This is a genomic window from Dolichospermum compactum NIES-806, assembly GCF_002368115.1.
GTDB classification, from domain to species: domain Bacteria; phylum Cyanobacteriota; class Cyanobacteriia; order Cyanobacteriales; family Nostocaceae; genus Dolichospermum; species Dolichospermum compactum.
Genome location: NZ_AP018316.1, coordinates 1,916,535 through 1,940,930 on the forward strand (window position 1 = coordinate 1,916,535; position 24,396 = coordinate 1,940,930).

Annotated in this window: 22 protein-coding genes; 11 read left to right on the forward strand and 11 right to left on the reverse strand. The window is 36.6% G+C overall.

Translation table 11 applies throughout. From position 1 onward, the window contains the following. Nucleotides 1-177 precede the first annotated feature (177 nt). On the forward strand, nucleotides 178-534 hold the full coding sequence (locus CA730_RS09240) for a hypothetical protein (RefSeq protein WP_096666596.1): 357 nt from the start codon (nucleotides 178-180) through the stop codon (nucleotides 532-534). A 494-nt stretch (nucleotides 535-1,028) separates the two neighbouring features. Here CA730_RS09240 and gor read toward each other — a convergent pair whose 3' ends face one another. Together gor and CA730_RS09250 are read right to left on the reverse strand one after the other, a co-directional pair. Then, nucleotides 1,029-2,408, reverse strand: coding sequence for a glutathione-disulfide reductase (gene gor / locus CA730_RS09245; protein WP_096666599.1), 1,380 nt, complete (start codon nucleotides 2,406-2,408; stop codon nucleotides 1,029-1,031). Between the two features lie 101 nt (nucleotides 2,409-2,509). Then, nucleotides 2,510-3,325 (reverse strand): sulfurtransferase, encoded by an 816-nt coding sequence (locus tag CA730_RS09250; protein WP_096666602.1) that lies wholly within the window; start codon nucleotides 3,323-3,325, stop codon nucleotides 2,510-2,512. Between the two features lie 134 nt (nucleotides 3,326-3,459). Between CA730_RS09250 and CA730_RS09255 the strand changes: the two genes are divergently transcribed. After that, nucleotides 3,460-4,383 (forward strand): tRNA (5-methylaminomethyl-2-thiouridine)(34)-methyltransferase MnmD, encoded by a 924-nt coding sequence (locus tag CA730_RS09255; RefSeq protein WP_096666605.1) that lies wholly within the window; start codon nucleotides 3,460-3,462, stop codon nucleotides 4,381-4,383. Nucleotides 4,384-4,452: 69 nt separating this feature from the next. After that, nucleotides 4,453-5,808 (forward strand): bifunctional UDP-N-acetylglucosamine diphosphorylase/glucosamine-1-phosphate N-acetyltransferase GlmU, encoded by a 1,356-nt coding sequence (gene glmU, locus CA730_RS09260; protein WP_096666608.1) that lies wholly within the window; start codon nucleotides 4,453-4,455, stop codon nucleotides 5,806-5,808. Nucleotides 5,809-5,900: 92 nt separating this feature from the next. Here glmU and CA730_RS09265 read toward each other — a convergent pair whose 3' ends face one another. From CA730_RS09265 to CA730_RS09295, 7 genes are all read right to left on the reverse strand, one after another. Beyond that, nucleotides 5,901-6,350, reverse strand: a complete 450-nt coding sequence (locus CA730_RS09265; protein WP_096666611.1) for a phosphate-starvation-inducible PsiE family protein — start codon at nucleotides 6,348-6,350, stop codon at nucleotides 5,901-5,903. 278 nt (nucleotides 6,351-6,628) lie between these two features. Further along, the gene (locus tag CA730_RS09270) at nucleotides 6,629-8,809 is read right to left on the reverse strand and encodes a molybdopterin oxidoreductase family protein (protein ID WP_096666614.1); all 2,181 of its coding nucleotides are present in this window, start codon (nucleotides 8,807-8,809) and stop codon (nucleotides 6,629-6,631) included. A 261-nt stretch (nucleotides 8,810-9,070) separates the two neighbouring features. Next, complete coding sequence (locus CA730_RS09275) at nucleotides 9,071-9,910, reverse strand: nitrate ABC transporter ATP-binding protein (RefSeq protein WP_096666618.1); 840 nt, start codon at nucleotides 9,908-9,910, stop codon at nucleotides 9,071-9,073. 182 nt (nucleotides 9,911-10,092) lie between these two features. Further along, entirely contained in the window at nucleotides 10,093-12,066 is a 1,974-nt protein-coding gene (locus CA730_RS09280) for an ABC transporter ATP-binding/substrate-binding protein (protein WP_096666621.1), read from the reverse strand. 49 nt (nucleotides 12,067-12,115) lie between these two features. Continuing rightward, nucleotides 12,116-12,958: a nitrate ABC transporter permease gene (ntrB, locus tag CA730_RS09285; RefSeq protein WP_096666624.1), complete on the reverse strand. Its 843-nt coding sequence runs from the start codon at nucleotides 12,956-12,958 to the stop codon at nucleotides 12,116-12,118. A 129-nt stretch (nucleotides 12,959-13,087) separates the two neighbouring features. After that, complete coding sequence (locus CA730_RS09290; RefSeq protein ID WP_096666627.1) at nucleotides 13,088-14,413, reverse strand: CmpA/NrtA family ABC transporter substrate-binding protein; 1,326 nt, start codon at nucleotides 14,411-14,413, stop codon at nucleotides 13,088-13,090. 61 nt (nucleotides 14,414-14,474) lie between these two features. Further along, nucleotides 14,475-16,043 carry a ferredoxin--nitrite reductase gene (locus CA730_RS09295; RefSeq protein WP_096666630.1) on the reverse strand — a complete coding sequence of 523 codons (1,569 nt, stop codon included), beginning with the start codon at nucleotides 16,041-16,043 and terminating at the stop codon, nucleotides 14,475-14,477. Nucleotides 16,044-16,556: 513 nt separating this feature from the next. On the opposite strand from CA730_RS09295, the gene CA730_RS09300 reads away from it, so the two are divergent. The 4 genes from CA730_RS09300 to CA730_RS09315 all read left to right on the forward strand — a co-directional run bounded on the left by CA730_RS09300 (nucleotide 16,557) and on the right by CA730_RS09315 (nucleotide 20,052). Further along, on the forward strand, nucleotides 16,557-17,846 hold the full coding sequence (locus CA730_RS09300; RefSeq protein ID WP_157749944.1) for an AAA family ATPase: 1,290 nt from the start codon (nucleotides 16,557-16,559) through the stop codon (nucleotides 17,844-17,846). Nucleotide 17,847: 1 nt separating this feature from the next. Further along, on the forward strand, nucleotides 17,848-18,645 hold the full coding sequence (locus CA730_RS09305; RefSeq protein WP_096666636.1) for an RloB family protein: 798 nt from the start codon (nucleotides 17,848-17,850) through the stop codon (nucleotides 18,643-18,645). Between the two features lie 421 nt (nucleotides 18,646-19,066). Then, complete coding sequence (locus tag CA730_RS09310; RefSeq protein WP_096666639.1) at nucleotides 19,067-19,315, forward strand: helix-turn-helix domain-containing protein; 249 nt, start codon at nucleotides 19,067-19,069, stop codon at nucleotides 19,313-19,315. Beyond that, nucleotides 19,312-20,052, forward strand: coding sequence for a restriction endonuclease (locus CA730_RS09315; protein WP_096666642.1), 741 nt, complete (start codon nucleotides 19,312-19,314; stop codon nucleotides 20,050-20,052). Before CA730_RS09310 ends, CA730_RS09315 begins: the two co-directional genes overlap by 4 nt. Here CA730_RS09315 and CA730_RS09320 read toward each other — a convergent pair. Beyond that, a complete protein-coding gene (locus CA730_RS09320) occupies nucleotides 20,009-21,202 on the reverse strand; it encodes a DNA cytosine methyltransferase (protein WP_053539155.1) in 1,194 nt (397 codons plus the stop codon). The two genes, CA730_RS09315 and CA730_RS09320, sit on opposite strands and share 44 nt — an antisense overlap. A 251-nt stretch (nucleotides 21,203-21,453) precedes the next feature. Here CA730_RS09320 and CA730_RS09325 point away from each other — a divergent pair, with 251 nt between their 5' ends. Next, nucleotides 21,454-21,666 (forward strand): hypothetical protein, encoded by a 213-nt coding sequence (locus CA730_RS09325; protein WP_096666645.1) that lies wholly within the window; start codon nucleotides 21,454-21,456, stop codon nucleotides 21,664-21,666. A gap of 78 nt (nucleotides 21,667-21,744) precedes the next feature. Here the strand turns inward: CA730_RS09325 and CA730_RS09330 are convergent, their stop codons facing one another. Continuing rightward, complete coding sequence (locus CA730_RS09330; protein ID WP_096666648.1) at nucleotides 21,745-22,086, reverse strand: XisI protein; 342 nt, start codon at nucleotides 22,084-22,086, stop codon at nucleotides 21,745-21,747. 327 nt (nucleotides 22,087-22,413) lie between these two features. Between CA730_RS09330 and CA730_RS09340 the strand changes: the two genes are divergently transcribed. The 3 genes from CA730_RS09340 (at nucleotide 22,414) to CA730_RS09350 (ending at nucleotide 24,366) form a co-directional block, all read left to right on the forward strand. Then, nucleotides 22,414-22,611 carry a hypothetical protein gene (locus CA730_RS09340; RefSeq protein WP_051424197.1) on the forward strand — a complete coding sequence of 66 codons (198 nt, stop codon included), beginning with the start codon at nucleotides 22,414-22,416 and terminating at the stop codon, nucleotides 22,609-22,611. Then, nucleotides 22,595-22,771 (forward strand): PIN domain-containing protein, encoded by a 177-nt coding sequence (locus tag CA730_RS09345; RefSeq protein WP_197705515.1) that lies wholly within the window; start codon nucleotides 22,595-22,597, stop codon nucleotides 22,769-22,771. Before CA730_RS09340 ends, CA730_RS09345 begins: the two co-directional genes overlap by 17 nt. Nucleotides 22,772-23,394: 623 nt before the next feature. Beyond that, nucleotides 23,395-24,366, forward strand: coding sequence for a CobW family GTP-binding protein (locus tag CA730_RS09350; protein ID WP_039201136.1), 972 nt, complete (start codon nucleotides 23,395-23,397; stop codon nucleotides 24,364-24,366). Nucleotides 24,367-24,396: the final 30 nt, after the last annotated feature.

Below are 24,396 nucleotides of genomic sequence, written 5' to 3' on the forward strand. Positions count from 1 at the left end.
AGTTGTGATTAAGTATAATTTACGCAATTTATAGTATAGCAAGCATATAAATTATGCAACTACCACAGTAATTGCTCTTGATCTTAAATTAAGCGATAGCGAAGCGCTCCGTAGGAATCGCATAATTAATGATATAGTCAATTGGAAACCTATAGTTCATCTATCAAAAAATTTAAGATGATCAACTTAGAGTTAGCCGAATCTGATGTATTTACCAACCTCAATGTGTCACTTCTGCTAGAATCGCTCACATCTGGAAAAATTGTGGCATCTATTAGAGAATTTCCCGACTGTCGAGTACAAGCAGATACAAGAGAAACAGCGATCGCCCAAATTCAAGCTACATTTTTAGAAAGATTAAAAAATATAGAAGCGGTATCATGGAAAGTACCAATTAACACTTCAGAACCAGCTTGGGTGAAATTTGCTGGTGTCTTTAAAGATGATACAGATTTTGCAGCCGTTATAGAGTCAATTCGCGCAGAACGCACTATAGATGATGACTCAGAAATTGATCCTTCCTATTATCTATAGAAGTTAGTGATGGTTGATTTATATATTCTCGATACAGATTGTGTTTCACTAATTCTCTATAATCATCCCCAGCTGATCACTAACACGGCAAAACATCAGGTGGCTGTCACAATTATCACGGTTCAATAACTCTTCAATGGTTGGGTTAACAGAATTAACGATCCTTCCCAAGTAAATAATCTAGGGCTTACGCATTGACAAAGTTTTCTAAATATGTAATGTGGATTTTATCTCTTGTAGGGTGCGTCAGACCCAATAATTTGGTAAAAAACAGATTTCCTCTATCTGACGCACCCTACTCAATAAGTTATTCCCAAAGCCGAAAACGACGCAATTTCGTTCATTCATATGATGGTAAGTTAGTGAGCGTGCGTAAGTCCTATAATCTTCCTCAACTCTATTCAAAATTTTCGACTACTGTAAAATATCTCCAAACTATGGAAATATTGGACTCTGTAAGGGTAAAGCATGAGCTAAACCCCTACCAAATACAATTATCTCATAGTGACAAATTCCTCTGCTGCGGAAGGATGAATACCTACAGTGGCATCAAAATCAGCTTTGGTTGCACCCATTTTTACTGCAATAGCGACACCTTGAATAATTTCTGCGGCGCTATCTCCCACCATGTGAGCGCCTAGAATTTTATCAGTGCTAGTATCTACTATTAGCTTCATCATGGTTTTTTCTTGCTTACCTGCCAAAGTGTAGTACATGGGGCGGAAGCTGGTACGATAAATTTTGATGTTGTCATCACCGAATTTGTCCCTAGCTTGGGCTTCTGTTAAGCCGACTGTTGCCCCTTCTGGAGTGGTAAATACGGCTGTGGCAACGGTTGCGTGACTAAATTCGCGGGGATTTTTGCCAAATTCAGTATCAGCAAAAGCGCGTCCTTCACCAATGGCGACGGGGGTTAAATTTAGGCGGTCTGTGACATCACCAACAGCATAAATATGGGGTTGGCAAGTTTGACTATATTCATTGACGGGAATTGCATTTGAGGTGCTGTATCCTGGTTCTTCTTCAGAACTGGGAACACAATCAAGTTGGGCATTTTCTAAGCCTAACTCTTCAATATTGGGACTGCGACCAGTTGCTACTAACAATACATCAGCAATGATTGGTTCTTGATTGTCTCCAGATAAAGTTAATTTCAGTCCTGCGTCCACTTTTTCTATGGCTGTCACCTCAGTATTTGCAACAATGCGAATGCCATGATTAGTCATTCCCTCTTGGATACTGGTGCAAATATCCTGATCAAAACCATTCAAAATTTGCTCTTTGCGGATAATTTGCGTGACTTCTGAACCCAAACCGCGCATGATACAGGCAAATTCACTACCGATATAACCAGAACCAATAATAGCGATATGTTTGGGTTGAGTTTTCAGGTGAAAGATTTCATTAGAAGTAATGGCGTGTTCTATACCTGGTATGTCTGGTTTAATGGGACGACCACCGACAGCAATTAAGATCTTATCGGCTGTATATTTTTTGCCATTTACTTCGACGGTGTGGGAGTCTATGAAGGTAGCACGACCGGAAATTAATTCTACGCCGGCTTTTTCTAAAAAGCTGATGTGAAGTGCTGATAGTCTGTTAACTTCTTTATCTATGGATGTGATGAAATGTTCCCAGTCAAATTTTACATCTCCTACAGTCCAACCATAACCTGCGGCTTCTTGGAATTGGGCAGGAAAATGAGAACCGTAAACCATGAGTTTTTTGGGGACACAGCCACGAATTACGCAAGTACCACCAACTAAATCATATTCGGCGATCGCCACTTTTGCACCATAACTAGCCGCCCGTTTAGAAGCAGCCAAACCCCCAGAACCAGCACCAATCACAAATAGGTCGTAATCAAAAGTCATAAATTTCTACTTTTTTAACTAAAAATAGGCTATTGAACTACATATAGTCAGATTGCCTAGATTTAATCTAACGTAGCTGACAACGGACAACCAACAATTAACTAATAACTAATCCAGTCACTCCAACTACCGGCGTAAAGTTTAGCGGTGGGAACTCCAGCTATGGTTAAAGAAAGTAAATTTACACAAGCTGTGACACCAGAACCACAATAAACTAAAATTTCTTTATTTGTATCTATATTTTGCCACCGTTGAGATTGTTCTAACTGGGGAATTAGGCACCCAGAAGCGTCCGTTACTTCTTGCCAAGGATAATTAACAGCACCGGGAATATGTCCAGCAATTTTATCAATTGGTTCTTTTTCTCCGCGATAACGTTCTCCTTCTCTGGAGTCTATTAAAACCACATTTTGACTATCTTTGTGATTTTTAACATAAGTAAAATCTACAACTTTATCGGCTTGTAATTGGGGAATAAATGTTCCTCTTTCCGCAGTAGGAATGACATCTGTAACGGCATAACCCACTTTTTGCCAACGGTCAAAACCACCATCTAAAACAGCTACTCGTTCATGTCCTAAATACCGCAATAACCACCATAAACGAGATGCAAAAGCCAAGCGAGAATCATCATAAGCCACTACTAAAGTTTTTTGGGAATTTACCCCAATTGCTGATAATTTTTCGGCTAATTCTGTGGTATTTGGTAAAGGATGTCTGCCCCCATGTTCTTGCACAGGACTAGATAAATCTTGATTTAAATCTAAATAATAAGAGCCTGGGATATGATTAGTTTGATACTGTTGTTTTCCTAATTGGCTATCAGCTAAAGAAAACCGACAATCAACAATCACAACTTGAGAATTACTGAGGTTTTCAACCAGCCATTCTGGAGAAACAATAAATTGATTATTCATGGGTAATTGGGAATTGGTAATGGGTAATGGGTAATTGGTGAAAACTATTCTTCTTTCTTCTTTCTTCTTTCTTCTTTCTTCTTTCTTCTTTCTTCTTTCTTCTTTCTTCTTTCTTCTGACTCCTGACTCCTAAAATGTTTACACCCCAACAAACACAAGACGGTTCTTTTACCTTTTTTTCCACAGAATTTAATCAAGCTTTCCACAGCCACTATGGAGCAAAACAGGAAAGTTTGCTGAAGTTTGCGATTCCGACTCGACTACCAATATTAGCCGAAACGGGATTTGTGCGGCTGTTAGATATTTGTTATGGTCTAGGATACAACACAGCGGCAGCTTTACAGACAATTTGGCAAGTAAATCCTCGTTGTCGTGTGGAGGTGATTGGCTTAGAAATAAATTCCATTGTCCCCCAAGCAGCAATTAGCCATCAGTTATTCAATAGCTGGGACGACAAATATATAAAAATTTTAACTCAAATAGCGTTTGAACATCAAATCCACATAGATTATTTGCAAGCTACTTTACTAATTGGTGATGCTAGAAGCTTAATTCTCCAAGTACATGAATCAGGCTTCCAAGCAGATGCAATTTTTCTTGATCCCTTTTCACCTCCGCAATGTCCACAATTATGGACGGTGGAATTTATCCAAAAAGTATCAGAATGCTTGCATCAAAATGGGTTAATAGCTACTTATTCCTGTGCTGCGGCGGTACGGACTGCGTTGTTAGCTGCGGGTTTGGTTGTCAGTTCGACTCCACCGATAGGAAGACGGACTCCGGGGACGATTGCGGGACATCCCAAACATGGTGAGGAATCAACTATATCCTATTTGTCGCCTCTTTCCCAAACTGAAGCAGAACATTTATTAACTCGTGCTGCTATTCCTTATCGAGATCCTAATTTAAGCGATACCGCTGCAATGATACTTAAGCGACGACAAGAGGAAATTGGAGTCTCTACATTGGAATCAAGTTCACAATGGCGCAAAAGGTGGTTAAGATCGTCAACACCGCAGGAGATTTTGCCTGAACAGTCAACAGTTAGTGATGATTAACTGATATGATCTGGGCTAGAAGGAAGCAAATTAAAAAAGCATTTATCGCCAATTCACTGATATTTAATTATGGTTGTTGTAGCAATTCTCGCCGCTGGAAAAGGAACAAGAATGAAATCTAATCTACCCAAGGTTTTACATTCTTTGGGTGGAAAATCTTTAGTTGAACGCGTTATTGAAAGTGCTGAACCTCTTTCACCTTCCCGGAGATTAGTGATTGTTGGTTATCAATCCACAGAAGTAAAAACAGCTATGGATTCTATTTATGGTGTGGAATTTGTAGAACAGGCTGTACAATTAGGCACAGGTCATGCTATCCAACAATTACTTCCCCATTTAGAGGGTTACACGGGGGATTTATTGATTTTAAATGGTGATGTGCCTTTGTTGCGGACAGAAACTTTAAAAAACCTCTTACAAACTCACCAAGAAAATCAAAATTCCTGTACTATTCTGACTGCACAATTAGCAAATCCTCAAGGTTATGGTAGGGTTTTTCGGAATAGTGAGGGTATTGTCCAAAAAATAGTTGAGGATAAAGATTGTACTCCTAACCAAAGAGAAAATGATCGGGTAAATGCTGGTATTTACTGTTTTCATTGGCCTGATTTGGCTAAGATTCTACCAGATTTACAAGCTAATAATACTCAAAAAGAATATTACCTAACTGATGCTGTTACTCAAGTTGGTAAGGTAATGGCTGTAGATGTGAAAGATAATCAAGAAATTTTGGGAATTAATGATAGATTACAATTGGCAACTGCTAATGATATTTTACAAAAACGGATTAAGGAAAAATGGTTGTTAGCAGGTGTGACGTTAATTGATCCGGCAAGTATTACTATTGATGAAACGGTGGAATTACAGCCGGATGTGATTATTGAACCGCAAACCCATTTGCGGGGAAGGACGGTGATTCAAGCTGGTAGTCGCATTGGTCCGGGAAGTTTAATTGAGAATAGTGAGTTGGGTGAAAATGTCACGGTTCTCTATTCTGTAATTACAGATAGTGTGATTCAATCTCAAACTCGAATTGGACCTTACGCGCATTTACGTGGTCATGCTGAGGTGGGTGTAGGTTGTAGAATTGGTAATTTTGTGGAGTTGAAAAATACCCAATTAGGAGATCGCACTAATGTAGCACACTTATCATATTTAGGCGATACCACAACCGGAACTCAGGTCAATGTAGGTGCGGGGACAATCACTGCTAATTATGACGGTGTGAAGAAGCATAAGACAATTATAGGCGATCGCAGCAAAACCGGTTCTAATAGTGTGTTAGTTGCACCTCTTACTGTGGGTAATGATGTCTACATAGCCGCAGGTTCAACAGTTACAGAAGATGTCCCTGATGATTCTTTGGTAATTGCTAGAAGTCGTCAGGTGGTCAAACCAGGTTGGAAAATGCAACCTGACAATTAATATTTTTCAGGGTGCGTTTATTAACGCACCTTTATTATGCAAAAATTTGATTAATTCTTACTTCATAAATTACCTATTATTGCCAAGTAATTTTATTTGGGGTGGCTACTCCTAATTATCAAATAACTAATTGATAAAGAAAGAATAGCAATACCTAAACCGATAATTTCTATCCCTTCAGTAACTTTTAAATCAAGAATAATAATTTTTCTGGCAATAGCAATTAAAGAAGTGACAATAACTAATTCAACTTGTAAAACGTGCTTTTTGAGGTAGCCAGTAATATTTTCTAGTATTTCTAAAGCAATTAATACATTAAGAAATAACCCGAAAGTTTGAAACAATGTTTTGTTAAAACTAGCGTCCTGTGGAGAAAGTATTTTTTGAAAAATAAATATTGCTAAATCACCAAGTGTGGCAAAAATTACTATTACCATAAGTAGAGATAATAATTTTGCAACTATTACCTCAATAACTTCCATTACGTGCATGAAGCTTTTGTCACTGGTAAGTTCTAGAAAATTTTTAATGAACCTTCTCATTTGATACTCCTTGATTAAAATTAAATTGGAAATTACGAATATAAAACGAAAATCCTGTAGATAAATCTCAAGGATCAAAAAGCATAAATATATTTTCTAATTTCAAAAACTTTGCAGTTTTAGAAAGTGCTTTCAAAAGTAATAGTTCGTTACTTAAATTGTAAAATTAATCATGATCCCTCTTGGAGAATTTAGGTATCTAAAGAAACAATCATAACCATTGATAATTAACAATAGATGACGTAATAAATTCCCGATTTGGGAATATTGTTAAAAGCTTACCATTGGGAAGACTGAAATTGATAATTTTTAACAGCAGATTTCACAGAAATTGGGATTAATTGCACAGCACAGGCTTTTAATTCTGGTTGCAAGGAATCAGGACAAGCCTCTGAATGAGTAAGAGTGTTAGCTTCTGCGTCATCCGCCCATAGCTTACCCCAGTGCATGGGGACAAAGACAGTACCGGGGGAAATAGCTTTTGTGACTTTAGCCGGAAACTTAGTTTTACCACGACGCGATCGCACTTCTAACCACTGATCATCAATAATACCCAAAGCGGCGGCATCACGGGGATGAATCTCAATAAACGGTTGCGGGTGCAGTTTGCGAATTTTTTCAATTCTGCCAGTTCGCGTTTGTGTATGCCAATGACCGTACAATCTACCAGTAGTTAATATAAAAGGATAATTATCATCCGGTGGTTCAGCAAGTCCTTTAGAATAATATGCACCAAACTTAGCGCGTCCGTCAGTTGTGTGAAAGCGTAGATTAGTATATAGACGTTTATTTCCTGAATTACCACCCTGTGAATAAGGCCAATGAGTTGGACCTTGTGCGGCTAAAAAGCCATGACTTAAACCCGACATATCACAAGGACGCTGACGAGTTAATTTGACAAATTCAGCATAAACTTCCGCAGAATTATTAAAAGTAAACTTATCAGTAAAACCTAATCTTCTTCCCACTTCCGCGAAAATTTCCCAATCAGGTTTTGCTTCCCTGGGTGGTTCACGAAAAGCCGAACATAGAGTTACCCTTCTTTCCGAATTAGTCATAATCCCAGTTTTTTCACCCCACTGCGCCGCAGGTAATAAAACATGAGCATAAGCTGATGTTTCTGTTGGGTAATAAGCATCTTGATAGATAGTAAAAGGAGATTTTAATAACGCCTTTTTTGTTCTTTCTAAATCTGGCATACTCACAGCCGGATTAGTGGCAGCAATCCATAATAAACCCACATTTTTCGTTTCCAAACTAGTGATCATTTCCCAAGCAGTTAAACCAGGAACAGAGGAAATTTGTCCTGTTTCTAAACCCCAAAAATCTTCAACTTCTGCCCGATGTTCGGCATTTTTTACCAAGCGATAACCCGGTAACAAATGAGCTAAACCTCCCGCTTCTCTGCCACCCATAGCATTAGGTTGACCAGTCAAAGAAAATGGACCAGCCCCAGGTTTACCGATTTGTCCCGTCATTAAATGTAAATTAATAATAGTTCTAACCTTAGCCGTACCTTCAGAAGATTGATTAACACCCATTGACCATAAAGAAAGTACAGATTTTGATTTTCCCCAATATTTAGCGGCGGTTTCTAAATCTTCAATAGTAATACCACAACGACTAGCCACTACCTCCGGCGAATAATGGCGAATTACCTCCGCATAAGCCGGAAAATTGCTAGTACAATCATCAATAAAAGCTAGATCAACATAATTCCATTTCATTAATAAATAGGCAATACCATTTAACAAATCAATATCTGTACCTGGACGAATAGCTAAATGTAAATCGGCTGCTTCGGCTGTTGGGGTACGCCGAGGGTCAACCACAACCATTTTAACATGGCGATTTTTTTTATGATATTTTGCTAACCGATTAAAAATAATGGGATGACATTCCGCCGTATTTGTACCAATTAAAAAAGCACAATCAGTTAATTCTAAATCATCGTAACAGCAAGGAGGCCCATCAGCACCAAAACTTTGAATGTACCCAGATACCGCACTAGACATACACAACCGGGAATTAGCATCGAAATTATTAGTTCCTAAACAACCTTTGAGTAACTTTTGAGCAATATAATAATCTTCAGTTTGAAATTGTCCAGAACCATACATACAGATAGAATCTGTGGCTTGATTCAAGCGCAATGTTTGAATCCGTTGGGTAATAATATCAAAGGCTTCATTCCAACTCACACGCCGAAATTCTGCATCTAACGAATCGCGTACCATTGGATGATGCAATCTACTTTTATCCAAAGATTCAGCAATAGTTGCACCTTTAACACATACCATTCCTTGACTAGAAGGATGAGATTTATCACCCCTAACTCGCCAAATAGGAATTCCTTCACTATCTCGATTTGTGGCTTTTCCATATTGGGCTGGTGCAGAAACTTCTAAACCGCAACCAACACCGCAATAAGGACAAAGTGTTTTGGTAAATTCATTCATGATATTTATGGGATTTCACACTATTGTGCAAAATTTTTTATGAGAAACGAACCGCAGAGGACTCAGAGATAATTTCATAAGAGGAGAAATATTTTTAATTTCTGGTTTTTTGTATTCTTGCCTTTGCGTCTCTGCGCCTTTGCGTGAGATATTTATTTTTCTGCTATTAAAATCGGTTGAGGATTAATTATTTCGGCTTCATTTTCTTTATCAGATACAAATGGTTCTTTGGGGACTTTTCCCAATTACGTATTATGCCAATTACTCTTCAACATGAGCGCAGCGACGATAGAGGAAGTCTAAGGCATAGTTTCGTAGGTTGTAATATTCTGGATTTTCCATAATCCGGCGACGGTTGCGAGGACGAGAAAAGGGTATTTCTAATATTTCGCCAATATTTGCTGCTGGTCCATTTGTCATCATCACTAATTTATCTGCGAGGAAAAGTGCTTCATCAATATCATGGGTAATCATCAAAACTGTGATTTGATGTTCTGACCAAATTTGCAGGAGTTCTTCTTGTAATTCTTCTTTGGTGATGGCATCTAAAGCACCAAATGGTTCATCTAAAATGAGGAGTTGGGGACGAATGGCTAAGGCACGGGCTATAGCTACTCTTTGTTTCATTCCTCCAGATATTTGACTGGGTTTCTTTTGGGCTGCTTCTGTTAGTCCTACCATTGCTAAATGTTCTCTGACTATTGCCCGTTTTTCCGATTTGCTTTTGTGAGGAAATACGGAATCAACACCTAAATAAACATTATCAAAAACATTTAACCAAGGTAGTAAACAATAGTTTTGAAATACCATCATTCGGTCTGGACTGGGTTCGGTTATGGGTTGACCTTGTAACCACACGACCCCGTTGGTAGGTTTATTAAATCCAGAAACCATGTTGAGCAGTGTTGATTTTCCACAGCCGGAATGGCCAATTAAACAAATAAATTCACCTTCACTAACTTTGAGGTTAATGTCCTCTAGGACGGTGTATAGTCCTTCAGCAGTGGGGTAAATTTTGTTGACACCATCAATTACTAAGAAGTCTTCTTTTTTCTGGGTTTGTAATTGTTGGGTTTTGTTATTATAGTTTACTGTTGTCATGATATTTTTGGTAATAGGGAATGGATAATTGGTAATAACAAATGAGAATTGAAAACTGATACCATTTCTTGATGAGGCTACGCTTAATTTTGTAACCTTATCTTTTTCTTCTCTGTGTCCTCTGCGCCTCTGCGGTTCGTTCCTTTTTAAATTTGGCGCATCTTTATACAGAATTGGTATGACTAGATAAATACTTCTTCTACTCGAAGCTGGCGTTTAATTTCCAAACTTTTTACATATTCTATTGGTTCGGAAGGATTAAAGACTTTGCCATCAAATAATTGAATTATTTCTTCCCTGCCAATATCTAAAATGCCTCTTTCTCGTGCGGCTGCACCAAATATATCTGGACGGCAAACTCTGTCAATTACTTCTACCCAGTTTTTGGGGAAAGCTACTAAACCCCAACGGGCTAATTGAGTTAAAATCCATAGCATTTCATGACGATCTGGATAGTTGGCTTTGTTGAAATAAAACTGATGGGAAGTTTGGAGTTGGTTGTGATTACTATGCTTGTAATTGTCTATTAAACCTGGACGAAGATGCAGAGAATTACTACCAAGATAGTCAGGTTGAGAAATTAATTTGATAACTTCTTCCCGGTTGCGAATATCGTCGCAATATTCACAAGCCCCTAATAGGGCTTTGACTAATGCTAGATGTGTTTGGGGATTTTCCAGCGCCCAATTTTCTCTTACTCCTAATACTTTGTCTGGATGTCCATGCCAAAGTTCTGAGGTGATAGTAATAATAAAACCCAAATTTTGATCAACTGCGTGAGAGTTCCAAGGTTCACCGACACAGTAACCATCAATTTTTGCTTCTTGGAGGGCAGTTACCATCTCTTGTGGTGGAATTACCATCAAACTAACATCTACATCAGGTTTAATTCCACTTGCTGCTAACCAATAGCGCAATAATAGGTTTTGCATGGATGCGGGATGGACAATTCCCAAAGTATGGGTTTTGTCTAAGTCAGCCTTAATAATGGCTTGAAAGTCTGTTAAGTTTTTTACTCCACTGTTGAATAATTCTTGGCTGAAAGTAATGGCGCTACCGTTGCGGGAAAGGGTCATGGCTGTTACCATTGACACCGGATTTTTACCTCCTGCACCTAATGTCAGGGCTAGGGGCATTCCTGCTACCATTTGGGCGGCATCAAGTTTGCCTGTGGCCACTCCTTTAGCGATGTTTTTCCAGCTAGTTTCAGGGTTGAGGTTGACTTCTAAACCATATTCGGCAAAGAAACCTTTTTCTTTGGCAATTATTAAGGGTGCAGCTTGAGTCAGGGGAATATAGCCAATTTCCAAATGAACTTTTTCTAACTTGTTGTTAGAAATAATAGCAGGTGCAGTAGGTTGTTTCTGGCGTTTTTTTGCTTGTTTTTGTTGGTTGAGAAAGTAAATTATTTCGTTCCGCAAATTGTAATAACAGGGATTATTAACTACTTCCAAACGTTGACGGGGACGGGAAATAGGTACTTCGAGAATTTGCCCAATGTGTGCTTCGGGTCCATTGGTTAACATGACAATGCGATCGCTCAATAATAAAGCTTCATCTACATCATGTGTCACCATCACACAGGTAATTCTGTGTTCATTACAAATTTGCATTAATTGTGCTTGTAAATTCCCCCTTGTCAACGCATCCAAAGCACCAAAAGGCTCATCTAATAATAATAACTTGGGACGGGTAGCTAAAGCACGAGCGATCGCAACTCGCTGTTTCATGCCCCCGGATAATTCACTAGGACGCTTATTAGTTGCCCGTCGTAAACCCACCATATCAATATGTTCTTCTATTATTCCCCGACGTTCTGCTTTAGGTAGATTTTGATGGACTTCATCTACAGCCAAGGCGATGTTTTCCCTTACAGTTAACCAAGGAAGTAAGGAGTAATTTTGAAAAACCACCATTCTATCAGGACCTGGTTCTCTGACTTCCCGACCTGCCAAAGTTACACCACCAATACTAGCTTGATCTAAGCCAGCAATAATATTAAGTAAGGTGGATTTACCACAACCAGAATGTCCAATTAAAGAAACAAATTCACCTTCAGAAATTTTTAATTCAATATTTTTTAAAGCAATATATTTACCACCATCGGGGAGGTTAAATATTCGGTCTACATGATCAATTTCTAAAAAAGTATTCATTATGAATGGTAATGGGTAATTGGTAATGTAAAAAATTACGAACAAAGAATTATTTTTGTTCTGTCGTTACAACCTTTTGGGCAACAAAAGCCACCATTCTATCTAAAACTAATCCCACCAAACCGACATATACCAAGGCGATAATAATCTCACTCATATTAGTTTCAGTAGTCGTATTATAGGCATCCCAAATAAACGAACCAATACCCACACCACCAACCAACATTTCCGCCGCAACAATTGCCAACCAAGATAAACCGATGCCAATTCTTAAACCCGTAAAAATATAAGGAACAGTTGCCGGAAAAACAATTTTCAAGAAATATTTGCCCTTACGCAACCGCAAAACCCGAGCCACATTTACATAATCTTGGGGAATATTTTGTACACCCACTGTGGTATTAATTAAAATCGGCCAAATCGAAGTAATGAAAATTACGAAAATTGCCGAAGGATTAGCTTGTTGAAACCCAGCTAAAGAAATGGGCAACCAAGCCAAAGGTGGAATAGTTCTTAATACCTGAAAAATCGGATCTACAGCATTATACAGAAAAGTATTAGAACCAATTAAGATTCCTAAAACAACCCCGACAACTGCTGCTAAAGAAAAACCTAAAGCCACCCGTCCCAAGCTGGTAAATATCTGCCAACCTAAACCCTTATCACTGCCACCATTATCAAAGAAAGGATGAAGAATAAAAGGGTCCCAAGTTTCCCGAATTGTTTCTATCGGACCAGGTAATTGAAAACTAGGAATTAAACAAAGTAATTCCCACAACGCCAGAAAAACAAATAATCCAAACAGCGGCGGCAAAACCTTATTGATCAAAAACTTATTAATAGCCTTCTGTTGCTTACTAACAACTCTACGACTTCCAACAATAGCAGCCATTGATTTCTCCTAAGTAAAATATTAAAAATCTCTTTTCCTTCTCTTCTTTGCGCCTTTGCGTGAGACTTAAAAATCTAATTAATCTAATAGATTTTGTTGGGTTGCACTTTCGTTTAACCCAACCGATAATTACACCTTTTTAATTTGCAAACTCTTTAAATATTCCTCTGGTTTTTCAGGATCAAACTTCACCCCATCAAAAAATGTTTCCACACCACGAGAAGAACTAGTAGGAATTTCCGCAGCAGAGACACCCAAAGCCTTAGCAGCTTGTTTCCATAAATCCTCTCTATTAACTTGATCAACAACTTCCTTCACTTTCGTATCTTTAGGTAAATAACCCCAACGAATTTCTTCAGTTAAAAACCAAGTATCATGACTCTTATAGGGATAGGAAGCATTATTTTCCCAATACTTCATGCGATATGCAAAGTTTTGTTCCTTGCGTCCATCACCATAATCAATATTACCTTTAGCCCGTTCTAAAATATCAGCGACAGCAACATTAAAGTATTTTCTATCAGCGCAGATTTTACACATTTCTTCTTTATTTTCTGGCTGATCACACCATTGTTGTGCTTCCATAATTGCCATTAATAATGCTTGTGTAGAATTGGGATTTTTATCAACCCAATCTTTCCGCATAGCAAAAGCTTTTTCTGGATGGTTATTCCATAATTCACCTGTAGATAAAGCTGTATAACCTAATTTTTGGCTGACTAATTGAGCGTTCCAAGGTTCACCTACACAAAAAGCATCAATAGTTCCGACCTTCATATTCGCCACCATTTGTGGTGGTGGTACTGCTTCCAAAATTACATCTTGATCAGGATTAATACCACCAGCAGCTAACCAATAACGCATCCATAAATCGTGAGTACCACCCGGGAAAGTCATGGCAACTTTGATGGATTTTTTATCAGCTTTGGCTTTATTGACTGATTCTTTCAGTGATTTACTTTGTGAACGAACTTTCAAATCTTTGAATTTTTCAGCAACGGAAATAGCTTGACCATTGATATTTAACCGCGCCAAAAGATACATTGGCACTTTATCATTCATGGTCAAAAGATAGGGCATGGGGGTAAGAATATGTGCGCCATCAATACCACCACCAGATGAGCCAATTTTCAAGTTATCACGAGTGACTGGCCAGGATTTTTGTTTGCTGACATCAACATCTGTCATGCCGTATTTAGCAAAGAAACCTTTTTCTTTAGCAATAATTAAAGGTGCGGAATCTGTTAAAGCAATAAATCCTAATTTTGCTGTGGTTGTTTCTACTTTGGGGGCATTACTAACTGTGGAATTGTTAGCAAGTTTGGTATTAGAAGAAGCAGCAGTATCTGTTGTTGCTGACTTAGAGTTACTAGATGAACAACCGTGGACTAAAATAGAAGTTGCTGCTGCTACACTGGAGGTAATAATAAATTTTCTGCGAGAAATATTGCTCATGGGAAACTCTTAATCAGGTTTAATTTTGGTTTGCATTTATTTCTGGATTTTGGCGATTAATTTAATGAGAAATTAAGGCTTCTTCCTTAAGTTTTGCGCCAAAGTTTTGAATAAGTAAATCTCGTAATATTGGTTGTAACTCTTCACAGGGAATACTTTTTTGCACACAAGTTCCTAAATGTGCATCTTTCCCAACAGTTCCACCCATGTAAATGTCTACACCTTCCAACATTTTGCCATTTTTACGCACTTTAGTTCCCATTAAGCCAATATCGGCTACTTGGGGCTGTCCACAGGAGTTAGGGCATCCTGTCCAATGAATTCGGACAGGACGTGATAAAGTTAATTCAGATTCCAATGATTTAATCATTGATAGGGCGCGATTTTTGGTTTCTATTAAGGCAAAGTTACAAAATTGTGCGCCTGTACATGATACTAGCGATCGCATTAATAAGCCAGGATTAACTGAAAATTTCTCTAATACTGATTCTGTGAAAAATGCTGTTAAACTGGAATCAGGAATATTCGGGATAATGATATTTTGTTCAACAGTAAACCGGATTTCTCCACTTCCATAAACTTCAGACAATCGGGCAATTTCAAACATATCATCAGCAGACAATCTTCCCACGGGAATATTTAAACCTGCGTAGTTAAATCCAGATTGTTTTTGTTTATATATGCCCACATGATCCCGTTTTTCCCAGTCAATTTGATCTTTATCTACTGCGGGTAATAATGATTGACCAAAACGTTTTTCTACTTCGGCGCGGAATTTTTCTATCCCCCATTCATCAAGTAGCCACATTAGCCGGGCTTTTAGTCTATTTGCGCGTAAGCCATGATCTCGAAATATCTCGACAATGACTTTGGATAATAATACAACTTGGGCGGGCAATACCCAAACATTCAGAGGAATTGCTGCTTCACAACGTTTGGCGGAAAATAAACCACCGACAATGACGTTAAAACCAAAGATTGGAACTTGATCTTCATTTCCCCAAAAAGCGGGAATAAAGGCTAAATCATTAATTTCTGCGTGAACTGAATTATCTCTTCCTCCAGTAATTGCAATATTAAATTTCCGGGGAAGATTGCTAAATTCTGGATTACCTTCACCATTATTAGTCAGCATATCTTGGATTTGCTGCACTAATTCTCTGGTATCATAAAATTCATCTGCATCCAAACCCGCGACAGGATCACCTGTAATATTACGGACGTTATCCATCCCGGATTGGATAGTAGTTAATCCGACTTTGTGAAATTTATTAAAGATATCGGGAATATCTGCCAAATTGATCCCGCGTAGTTGTATATTCTGTCTGGTGGTAATATCGGCGCTGCCATTTTCACCGTAACGCTGTACCACTTCTGCGAAAGCAGACATTTGATTGCTGTTGAGAATGCCGTTAGGTAGACGCATTCGCATCATGAATTTACCGGGAGTGACTGGACGGAAAAATACACCTAACCATTTTAGGCGATGGTTGAGGTCGTTTTCGTCCATTGCTTCCCAACCGATTTGGGCAAAATTTTCTATTTCGTTTTTAACTGCGAGTCCGTCTTTTTCGGCTTTGAATTTCTCAAATTTATTGAGTTTTTCGGTGGTAGTTGCTGTTTCTATCATCGGCTTTTTTTGGGGAACAGGACTGAATTAACTGTGTATCCGTGTTCTTATCGGTTTTGTACTTGCCACTTTGGGGAAATAACTGATAGTAGTTTCCTGGTTGGTGGTGTAACAGTTTCGATATTGTTACGTTAGTGTGATTTTTCATAACAGTTCGTATAGTAGGTTACTAAATTTTGGTAACTATGCAAAAATCGGATATAAATATTGCGGTTATTGCATAAATTATTTTAATACACGAATACGAATTTATATAGATAGAAGCGATAATGGTAGTATGGTTTTTCGCATAGGTAGTCTATTTATTTTAGGTAGTGATTCGGATCACTACCAACTCTTGTAGGATGAGCAATATCCATGATATATATAAAGGATTAAAATTCATAAGATTATCTTACTTTAGAAGTCTTTTATAAGTATGATAGAAGCAATTGACTAGATACTTCAATAATTATGTTAATTAGATTCACAGTAGAAAATTTTTTATCCTTTAACCAAAGAATAGACTTTAATATGATTGCTGCCGATGATACTAACCATAGTCATCATGTAGTTAAAGGTGATTCTGATGATTCAATAAGATTACTGAGAACATCTATAATTTATGGTGCTAATGCTTCTGGCAAATCTAATTTAATTAAAGCCATGAAATTTGCCAGAGATTTCATTGTTGATGGTGTGGAAAAAAATACAAATATAAATATTAATAATTTTAAATTAGATAAAACCTGTTATACAAAACCATCCAGGTTTGAATTTGAGTTTAGAAATCAGGATAAACAGTATGCTTATGGTTTTCTAGTTGATAAACATAAAATTCATGAAGAATGGTTGTTTGAAATTGGTGTAAATACGGAAATACCTATTTATGAAAGAATAGGAGAAGATATTAATTTTCATAATTTTAATCATGAGGTTTTTTTAAATAGTTCTAAAGATGAAAAAAATAGAATCCGTTATGAAGCAGCGAGTACAAGAGAAAATTTACTTTTTTTAACTAACTCACAAGAACGGAAAGTTAAACAACTAGAATCTATATATGAATGGTTTAATGATGTTTTAACAATTATTTTTCCCGATTCCAAGCCTCTTCTACATTTTTTTAGTCAATCAGTTCAAAATTCTTTGGGTAAGTTTTTAGAATCATTAGATTTGGGAATTAAAAAAGTTACTACTAATACAATTGATTTAGATGACTATAAGAAAATACCTTCAGAAATTAAAGATAAGATCAAGAAAGATTTTCCCTATAAGGAAGGTGAGGAAAATGCAATATTTATACCAGCATTAAAATGTATTATTTCTAGAGCAAAAGATGAAACCGATAAATTGATGGTTCTCAATTTATCACCAGTAAGATTAGACAAAGAAAATAATGAAGTGAAGTTTGAAATATCAGAAGAGTCAGACGGAACCCAAAGACTAATAGATTTATTCCCTATGCTGATACATTTAGCGCGGGGTAATGCTGTTTATGTCATAGATGAAATCGAAAGAAGTCTACATTCTTTACTAATGAAAAAACTCTTTGATTATTTTCTAAATAATACTGAAAACACGAATTTAAATAGTCAGTTAATTGCTACTACCCATGAAGTTTTTTTACTAGACATAAAGGATATTTTTAGAAAAGATGAAATTTGGTTTGTAGAAAAAGATAAACATGGACAATCTGTACTTTATTCTTTAGCTAATACAGACGTTGAAAATCTAGATTTAGCTGCTGGATATCTTAATGGAAGATTTGGAGCAATACCTTTTATTAAAAATTTAAAATCATTGGGATGGAGAGAGGAAAAATAAAATGGGTAGAAAAAGAAATACAGACTATGAAGCTAGATCCAGCCATATTGCTAGTAAGTGTGGTAAAAATGGGAAATGGAAACTATACATAATAGCTACGGAAGGTGATAAAACTGAACCGAATTATTTCAATGCCTTAATCACTCAATATGAACAAGATTTTCGTTTAAGTTATATTCATGTAGAGTTTATAGATAGAGAAAAAGAACAAGCTGGCAATTCAGATCCCCAATATGTACATAAAACTTTACTGAAATTCTCTGAAGAATTAGAGAAAAGATACGATCTTAAAGAATATGATGAATTGTGGATGATTATAGATACAGATGATTATGATAGTCGAAAAAAAACTATTTCTCAGATATTAGAAAAGTGTGATGATAATCCAATATATAAATTATGCATTAGTAATCCTTGCTTTGAAATTTGGTTAATTCTGCACTTTTTTGATTTAGAAACGAGTTTGCAAGATTGTATTCCAGAACATCTATTAAAAACGAGTTTGCAAGAGGCTATTCCAAAACATCTATACACTACTAGCTTAAAAGATTATATTAAAAATCAATACATTCAAAAAAGACCAGGAATTTGTAAAAAGCTCTGGAATATCATTTACGAAAGTCGTAAACAACCATCTAATGGAAAAATAATTGAAGATATCCAACAAGCAATTTCCAGAGCAAAAATACTTGGTGAATGTAACCCAAATGATCCAGATTATCCAAAAAATAAAATTGGCACAGAAATTTACAAGTTACTAGAGAAATTGACTCAAATGTCTATGAATGCAGAGAGTTAAGAAATTTTGACAATGAACCTAACCCAATTCCATAAAAAATCCACCATCTTGCGGCAGGGAATTTTTTTGTTGCTTATCTAAGAGGATGTTTGACTTGTTCCCAGTCTCTGACTGGGAATACCTACCAGGAGGCTCTGCCTCCAATCCCAGAATACAGGCTACTTTACCCGATTTTGTGCTGATAGTTGAGGCAGAGCCTCATCAACTGCATTCCTAGTCAGAGGCTAGGAACGAGGAAACGGGAAAGAATTGTCATTCACAAACATAAACTCCAAGAAATTTCAAACCCTGTCCGATTATTTAGTTAAGAATTGCATGAATTTTTAGACATAGCATTAGATGTCAATAACAAATAATAAATTTCAAATAATGTGACACATCGTCCGTAGACTGATAGTCCATAAAAGCTCAAAATCAGTACATGAATGAATCAAAACAAAAGATTCTTGATGCTTTAGGTTATCTAGTCAGACAACGCAGAACGGAGTTAGGAATTTCACAAGAGGAGTTAGGACTACGCGCTAACTTAGACCGCACATACATTTCTGGTGTGGAACGTGGAGTTAGAAATCCTTCCCTGACTGCTCTTGTAAGTCTTGCAGATGGCTTAGGTATTAGTGTTTCCGTTCTGCTCAAAAATCTGGAAATTGAAGCCGATAGAATACAGTGACAAACCAACAAAATTTAGTCGAGACAATTAAAGCCCAATTTAGACAAGGAGCAACTCAATTACAAGTCTTTAACCTTTTATCAGATCAAAAATGGCATTGTAGAGAGTGCGAAGGCAAAAACGTAGGATCAACTCAGTATGCCGGTGGTGGAGGTATTCAGGGATTACAACGCGGGACAAGAAGTCGTCCTGGTCTTGTCATTGAAACACAAAAGAATTTTTGTCCAACTTGTCAACAAATACGTTTAGGAGATTGCTGGACAGGAGAGATAAAATCGGCTAATTCAGCTTCTAATATACCAGCTTCTTTAGTTCAAAGAATTCTCCAGGCTTATTCATATACAGATGTAATAGAACAGAGACAAAGAGAGAAGCATGAGCTAGTTATTGACCATAGGTTTCCAATGGAACGTTGGGGAAAAAGTGAAGCTCCACATTTAACTTCTATGAGTGAAACCGAAATTAGGAAAAAGTTTCAATTACTCAAGAAAGATGCGTCTGGAAATCATAATCTTTTAAAATCGAGAAGTTGTGAACGTTGTATAAAAACTGGTAAACGCGGTACACCTTTTGGTATTAAATTCTGGTATAAATCAGGTGAAAATTGGCCTTCCCAACATCAGCGAGGTGATGAAGCTGAGGAAGGTTGTATTGGTTGTGGTTGGTATGATTTTGAAACTTGGCGTAATGCACTTAACCAAAAACTATCTCAGGTTGATCAAAATGAGGTAAATTAGCAGATTGTCTTATGTTAATTGCAATATCATTTAAGTAAGGAATCAGTGCATAACCAATACACTCTGCTAAACGTGGTGGTACAGCATTGCCAATTTGCCACATCGCTTTTTTCATACTACCTTCAAAAATAAACGAATCGGGAAATGTTTGTAATCTGGCCATTTCCCTAGCGGAAATCACGCGATTTAAATATGGATGAATATGTGTACCACCATGATTTTCTTTCACAGTCATACTTGGTTTACCAGGATATTGTCGTTTGAAAGCATCAACATATTTTGTATATAAAGAACCACCAGGAGGAACTTGAGCAAGACGTTCCATATACTCCTGTGAATGTTTGGTCCATTCGTGATTAATTTCCGATATTCGAGTGTATTCTGGTAAATCAGAAATTGCTGATTCAATAGGTTTGTATTCTTCTTGGTTTAATTGCGCTTGAGGATAAGGATTTGGCATTCCAAATCTATTAGCGATAAAAATAGCTCTTGGTCGAATTTGTGGGACTCCATAAGCCGCAGATTCCAGAATTGCCACAGAAATATGAGGATAACCAATAGACTCAAAAGCTTCAATAATTGCCGTCTTTATATCCCCTCTTTGAATTGTCAAAATACCTGGTACATTTTCCATCACTACATACCAAGGGCGTATTTCTGAAACAACACGCACAAATTCATAAAATAATCTATTTCGAGGATCTTTTGGATCACGTTTTCCGGCTACTGAAAATCCTTGACATGGTGGACCACCAACAACAACATTTACATCAGGTGAGCCGATTTGTTGCAGCCAATATTGGGGAGAAAATTGTTCAATATCTCCACAGAAATGATGACATTGTGGGAAATTTTTTTTGTGCGTAGCAGAAGCAATTGGACTAATTTCTACACTAGCCAATGGTGTGAATCCAGCTTGAAATAAACCTTGTGTGATTCCCCCAGCACCACAAAACAGATCCACAAAAGTATATTTAGATAATGGACTGGGTGGGGAACTAACATCAGTAAATATCTTATATGGATCAGATTTATCTTCATCTAGTTCGCGCTGAATACGCTCATAACGTCCTAATTTCGGCTTCTTTTGCTTTTGGCTAGGATTATGCTCATCCTCGTTAGGAAAAAAAGAAATTTGTGTTCCTTGCATTCGATAATTGACATGAATGTTTGCTGTGACATATAGTCTACAATACATCAATCATAGCAAAATTAGCAACCTAATCCTAAAAACGAGAAAATTTATCTCGTTATCTGACACAATCTATTACTTAGAAATTAACACTGGAGTAATGAACAAACATCACACAACTAAAAAATGCTAAAATGTACGGCAACAGAAAATTTAGAGAGTCATTTGCTATAATTGTACTTAAGAATAGTTATTTTAGGTAAGTTACTATGATTACAAAACAAATGATTCAAGAGAAACTCAAAAATTTAACAGAAGAACAACTTAATCAAGTTTATGGAATTATTGAACAGTTAAGCGGTGCAGAAAATGCTGTTAAAAAACTTAGTCTAATGTCTAAATTACGCAAAATTAAAATTGATGATCCTGAAGATTTCTCGATTCAAGTTAGTGTTAGTTTAGGGAGGGATGTAAGTGAATAATTTTGACAAGCATTTTATTCAAGTTGGGTTTCAAGCATTAATGAGATAATTAGGTATCGCATCATTTTAAATAGAGAATTAAGCCAAAGCAAACTCAGTCAATTTACGAGTTTCTGGATCATAAAAAGCTAAAACAATATCTTCTTTCGGTACACATTCTCTTAGTAAATCTGTAGCTATTCCCTCTTCAGTCCAATCTTCCTCAATGTAAATTTTCTCATTTTTAATGCGAATATAAACAGAAATTGTTTTTACTCGTTTATCATTTTTCCAACCAATATTAAACCAAAGATATTGACTTCTTTGATCATCAAACATTAACACCTCATCTATATCAGGATCAATTACTTGTGATGAAATTTTTTCATATTCAGTTAAAATTTGTTTGATTAAGTTTTGATAATGAGTTAGCTTGTCCATTTGATAACCTCTTCTTGATTAATATCAATAACTAATAGTGAAACTTGATATTTTTGTAAAATCAGTTGAATAGGCATCATGGTAAGTATCCTTTGCTGGCATTGTTTTATTTGTAATTACAAGGTAAAAATTACCCACTTCAATATTATACTAAACTAAAACGGCATCATATACAAAACTTAATAGTTAAACAATTAACTTCAAAATCTGACACAATCTATTACTCATAAATTAACACTGGACTAATAAACAGACATCACAAAACTAAAAAATGCTACAATAGATAACCTCCATAAATATCATTTACATTTCCCTGGAGGAAATATTATGTTATCAACAGAACTTCAACAAGAATTCATGATCAACAGAATTGAGAAAATTGTGGCTATTTTAATGGAAGAACGTCCTTTGTTTAAAGAAGAACTTAATCCAAGAGAAATGGTTGAACATTTATATCATATCGTTCAGCAAAACTTAACCAAAGAACAATTTAATAACTTATCTGAAGTTGTATACTTATTTTGAAATCAAGAGAGGTTTACTAGCTATTAATTCCCCTAAACAAACAGAAATTTCTAATAAGATTGGACAAGATTATCAAATTATTTTATTAGATGATTTAGCGATTTTAGAAAAAGGGCTAATAGTCAAAGATTTATCGGGATTTTTAGTCATCTTCAGATGACTTCTGCTATGAGACTGGGAATTCATTCCCAGGCGGGCTATGGGTTTTACGTTAAGTTGACATTGCTTCCACACCCGCCCAGAAATGAATTATGGCTTACGCTACGCTATCAGGGCTAATAGTCAAAGATTTATGGGGATTTTTAGTCATCTTCAGATGACTTCTGCTATGAGACTGGGAATTTATTCCCAGGCGGGCTATGGGTTTTACGTTAAGTTGACACCAATAAGCTCATGCTTTACCCCTACAAATCTAGGTTTTTCGTAATTCTTAAAAGTCCATGTCCCAACCGTGTTGAGTAAGTAATTGGACAAAAATATTTACAGTCATTGCGAGGGAAGGGAAGCAATCACAACCCTGGCGATTGCTTCATTTCACTTCGTTCCATATGGCTAACGCCACGCAACGCTTACGCAATAACATTGTGTAATTAATTCTGTCTCATTACTTATAACAAGTACCTAAGAGCCAAACATTTTTCTCTTGACATTCAATCTTGGTGACTTCTAAGCTATTATTTGGACACTACAAGACGGCGGATAACTGTAAAACTTACCCTGTAAACTTTTTGCATTCCGTCTTGCGTTAATACTCTGTTCCTAAAATAAGTAAACGGATAGACTATGATGATTTCAGAAACATTCAATTCAGTACCAGTAACCGTTTTGACTGGCTATTTAGGTGCGGGTAAAACCACATTATTAAATCATATTCTTACCTACGAACACGGTAAAAAAGTTGCCGTTATTGTTAACGAATTTGGCGAGGTAGGTATTGATAATCAATTGGTAATTGATGCAGATGAAGAAATCTTTGAAATGAATAATGGCTGTATTTGTTGTACAGTTCGCGGTGATTTAATTCGCATTATTGGCAATTTAATGAAACGCCGAGATAAATTTGATCATTTAGTCATTGAAACCACCGGTTTAGCAGATCCTGCACCTGTAATTCAAACGTTTTTTGTTGATGAAGATTTACAAAGTCAGTTGTCATTAGATGCAGTAGTCACAGTTGTTGATTCTAAACATATTTGGCAACATTGGGAAGCGGACGAGGCTCAAGAACAAATTGCTTTTGCAGATGTAATTTTGTTGAATAAAACCGATTTAGTAACACCGGAAGTCTTAGATGAATTAGAAACTCGCATTCGTTCAATGAATGCAATGGCAAAAATCTACCGCACCCATAATTCTGAATTAGCAATGTCAGCTTTATTAGGAGTAAAAGCATTTGATTTAGATCATGCTTTGGAAATTGATCCTAATTTCTTAGGAGAAGATGCTCACGTCCATGATGAAAGTGTCTATTCTGTAGCGATAGTATCAGAAGGGACGATCAATGGTGAAAAATTAAATGCTTGGATGACAGAATTACTCAGAAATCAAGGTCTAGATATTTTCAGAATGAAAGGAATTTTAAATATTGAAAATGAAGATAATCGCTTTGTTTTCCAAGGTGTACACATGATATTTGATGGTAAAGCGGATAGACCTTGGAAAGTAAATGAAACTCGCAAAAATGAACTTGTATTTATTGGTAGAAATTTAGATGAAGCCCAATTAAAAGCAGACTTTTTTGCTTGTATGAGTTAGATACAATGGAGGGCGGGGAAACCCCGCCTT

Excerpts from the sequence above, each read along its gene's own strand:
- CA730_RS09240 (WP_096666596.1), top strand. The coding sequence starts at position 178 with ATGATCAACTTAGAGTTAGCCGAATCTGATGTATTTACCAACCTCAAT.
- gor (WP_096666599.1), bottom strand. The coding sequence starts at position 2,408 with ATGACTTTTGATTACGACCTATTTGTGATTGGTGCTGGTTCTGGGGGT.
- CA730_RS09250 (WP_096666602.1), bottom strand. The coding sequence starts at position 3,325 with ATGAATAATCAATTTATTGTTTCTCCAGAATGGCTGGTTGAAAACCTC.
- CA730_RS09255 (WP_096666605.1), top strand. The coding sequence starts at position 3,460 with ATGTTTACACCCCAACAAACACAAGACGGTTCTTTTACCTTTTTTTCC.
- glmU (WP_096666608.1), top strand. The coding sequence starts at position 4,453 with ATGGTTGTTGTAGCAATTCTCGCCGCTGGAAAAGGAACAAGAATGAAA.
- CA730_RS09265 (WP_096666611.1), bottom strand. The coding sequence starts at position 6,350 with ATGAGAAGGTTCATTAAAAATTTTCTAGAACTTACCAGTGACAAAAGC.
- CA730_RS09270 (WP_096666614.1), bottom strand. The coding sequence starts at position 8,809 with ATGAATGAATTTACCAAAACACTTTGTCCTTATTGCGGTGTTGGTTGC.
- CA730_RS09275 (WP_096666618.1), bottom strand. The coding sequence starts at position 9,910 with ATGACAACAGTAAACTATAATAACAAAACCCAACAATTACAAACCCAG.
- CA730_RS09280 (WP_096666621.1), bottom strand. The coding sequence starts at position 12,066 with ATGAATACTTTTTTAGAAATTGATCATGTAGACCGAATATTTAACCTC.
- ntrB (WP_096666624.1), bottom strand. The coding sequence starts at position 12,958 with ATGGCTGCTATTGTTGGAAGTCGTAGAGTTGTTAGTAAGCAACAGAAG.
- CA730_RS09290 (WP_096666627.1), bottom strand. The coding sequence starts at position 14,413 with ATGAGCAATATTTCTCGCAGAAAATTTATTATTACCTCCAGTGTAGCA.
- CA730_RS09295 (WP_096666630.1), bottom strand. The coding sequence starts at position 16,043 with ATGATAGAAACAGCAACTACCACCGAAAAACTCAATAAATTTGAGAAA.
- CA730_RS09300 (WP_157749944.1), top strand. The coding sequence starts at position 16,557 with ATGATTGCTGCCGATGATACTAACCATAGTCATCATGTAGTTAAAGGT.
- CA730_RS09305 (WP_096666636.1), top strand. The coding sequence starts at position 17,848 with ATGGGTAGAAAAAGAAATACAGACTATGAAGCTAGATCCAGCCATATT.
- CA730_RS09310 (WP_096666639.1), top strand. The coding sequence starts at position 19,067 with ATGAATGAATCAAAACAAAAGATTCTTGATGCTTTAGGTTATCTAGTC.
- CA730_RS09320 (WP_053539155.1), bottom strand. The coding sequence starts at position 21,202 with ATGCAAGGAACACAAATTTCTTTTTTTCCTAACGAGGATGAGCATAAT.
- CA730_RS09325 (WP_096666645.1), top strand. The coding sequence starts at position 21,454 with ATGATTACAAAACAAATGATTCAAGAGAAACTCAAAAATTTAACAGAA.
- CA730_RS09330 (WP_096666648.1), bottom strand. The coding sequence starts at position 22,086 with ATGGACAAGCTAACTCATTATCAAAACTTAATCAAACAAATTTTAACT.
- CA730_RS09340 (WP_051424197.1), top strand. The coding sequence starts at position 22,414 with ATGTTATCAACAGAACTTCAACAAGAATTCATGATCAACAGAATTGAG.
- CA730_RS09350 (WP_039201136.1), top strand. The coding sequence starts at position 23,395 with ATGATGATTTCAGAAACATTCAATTCAGTACCAGTAACCGTTTTGACT.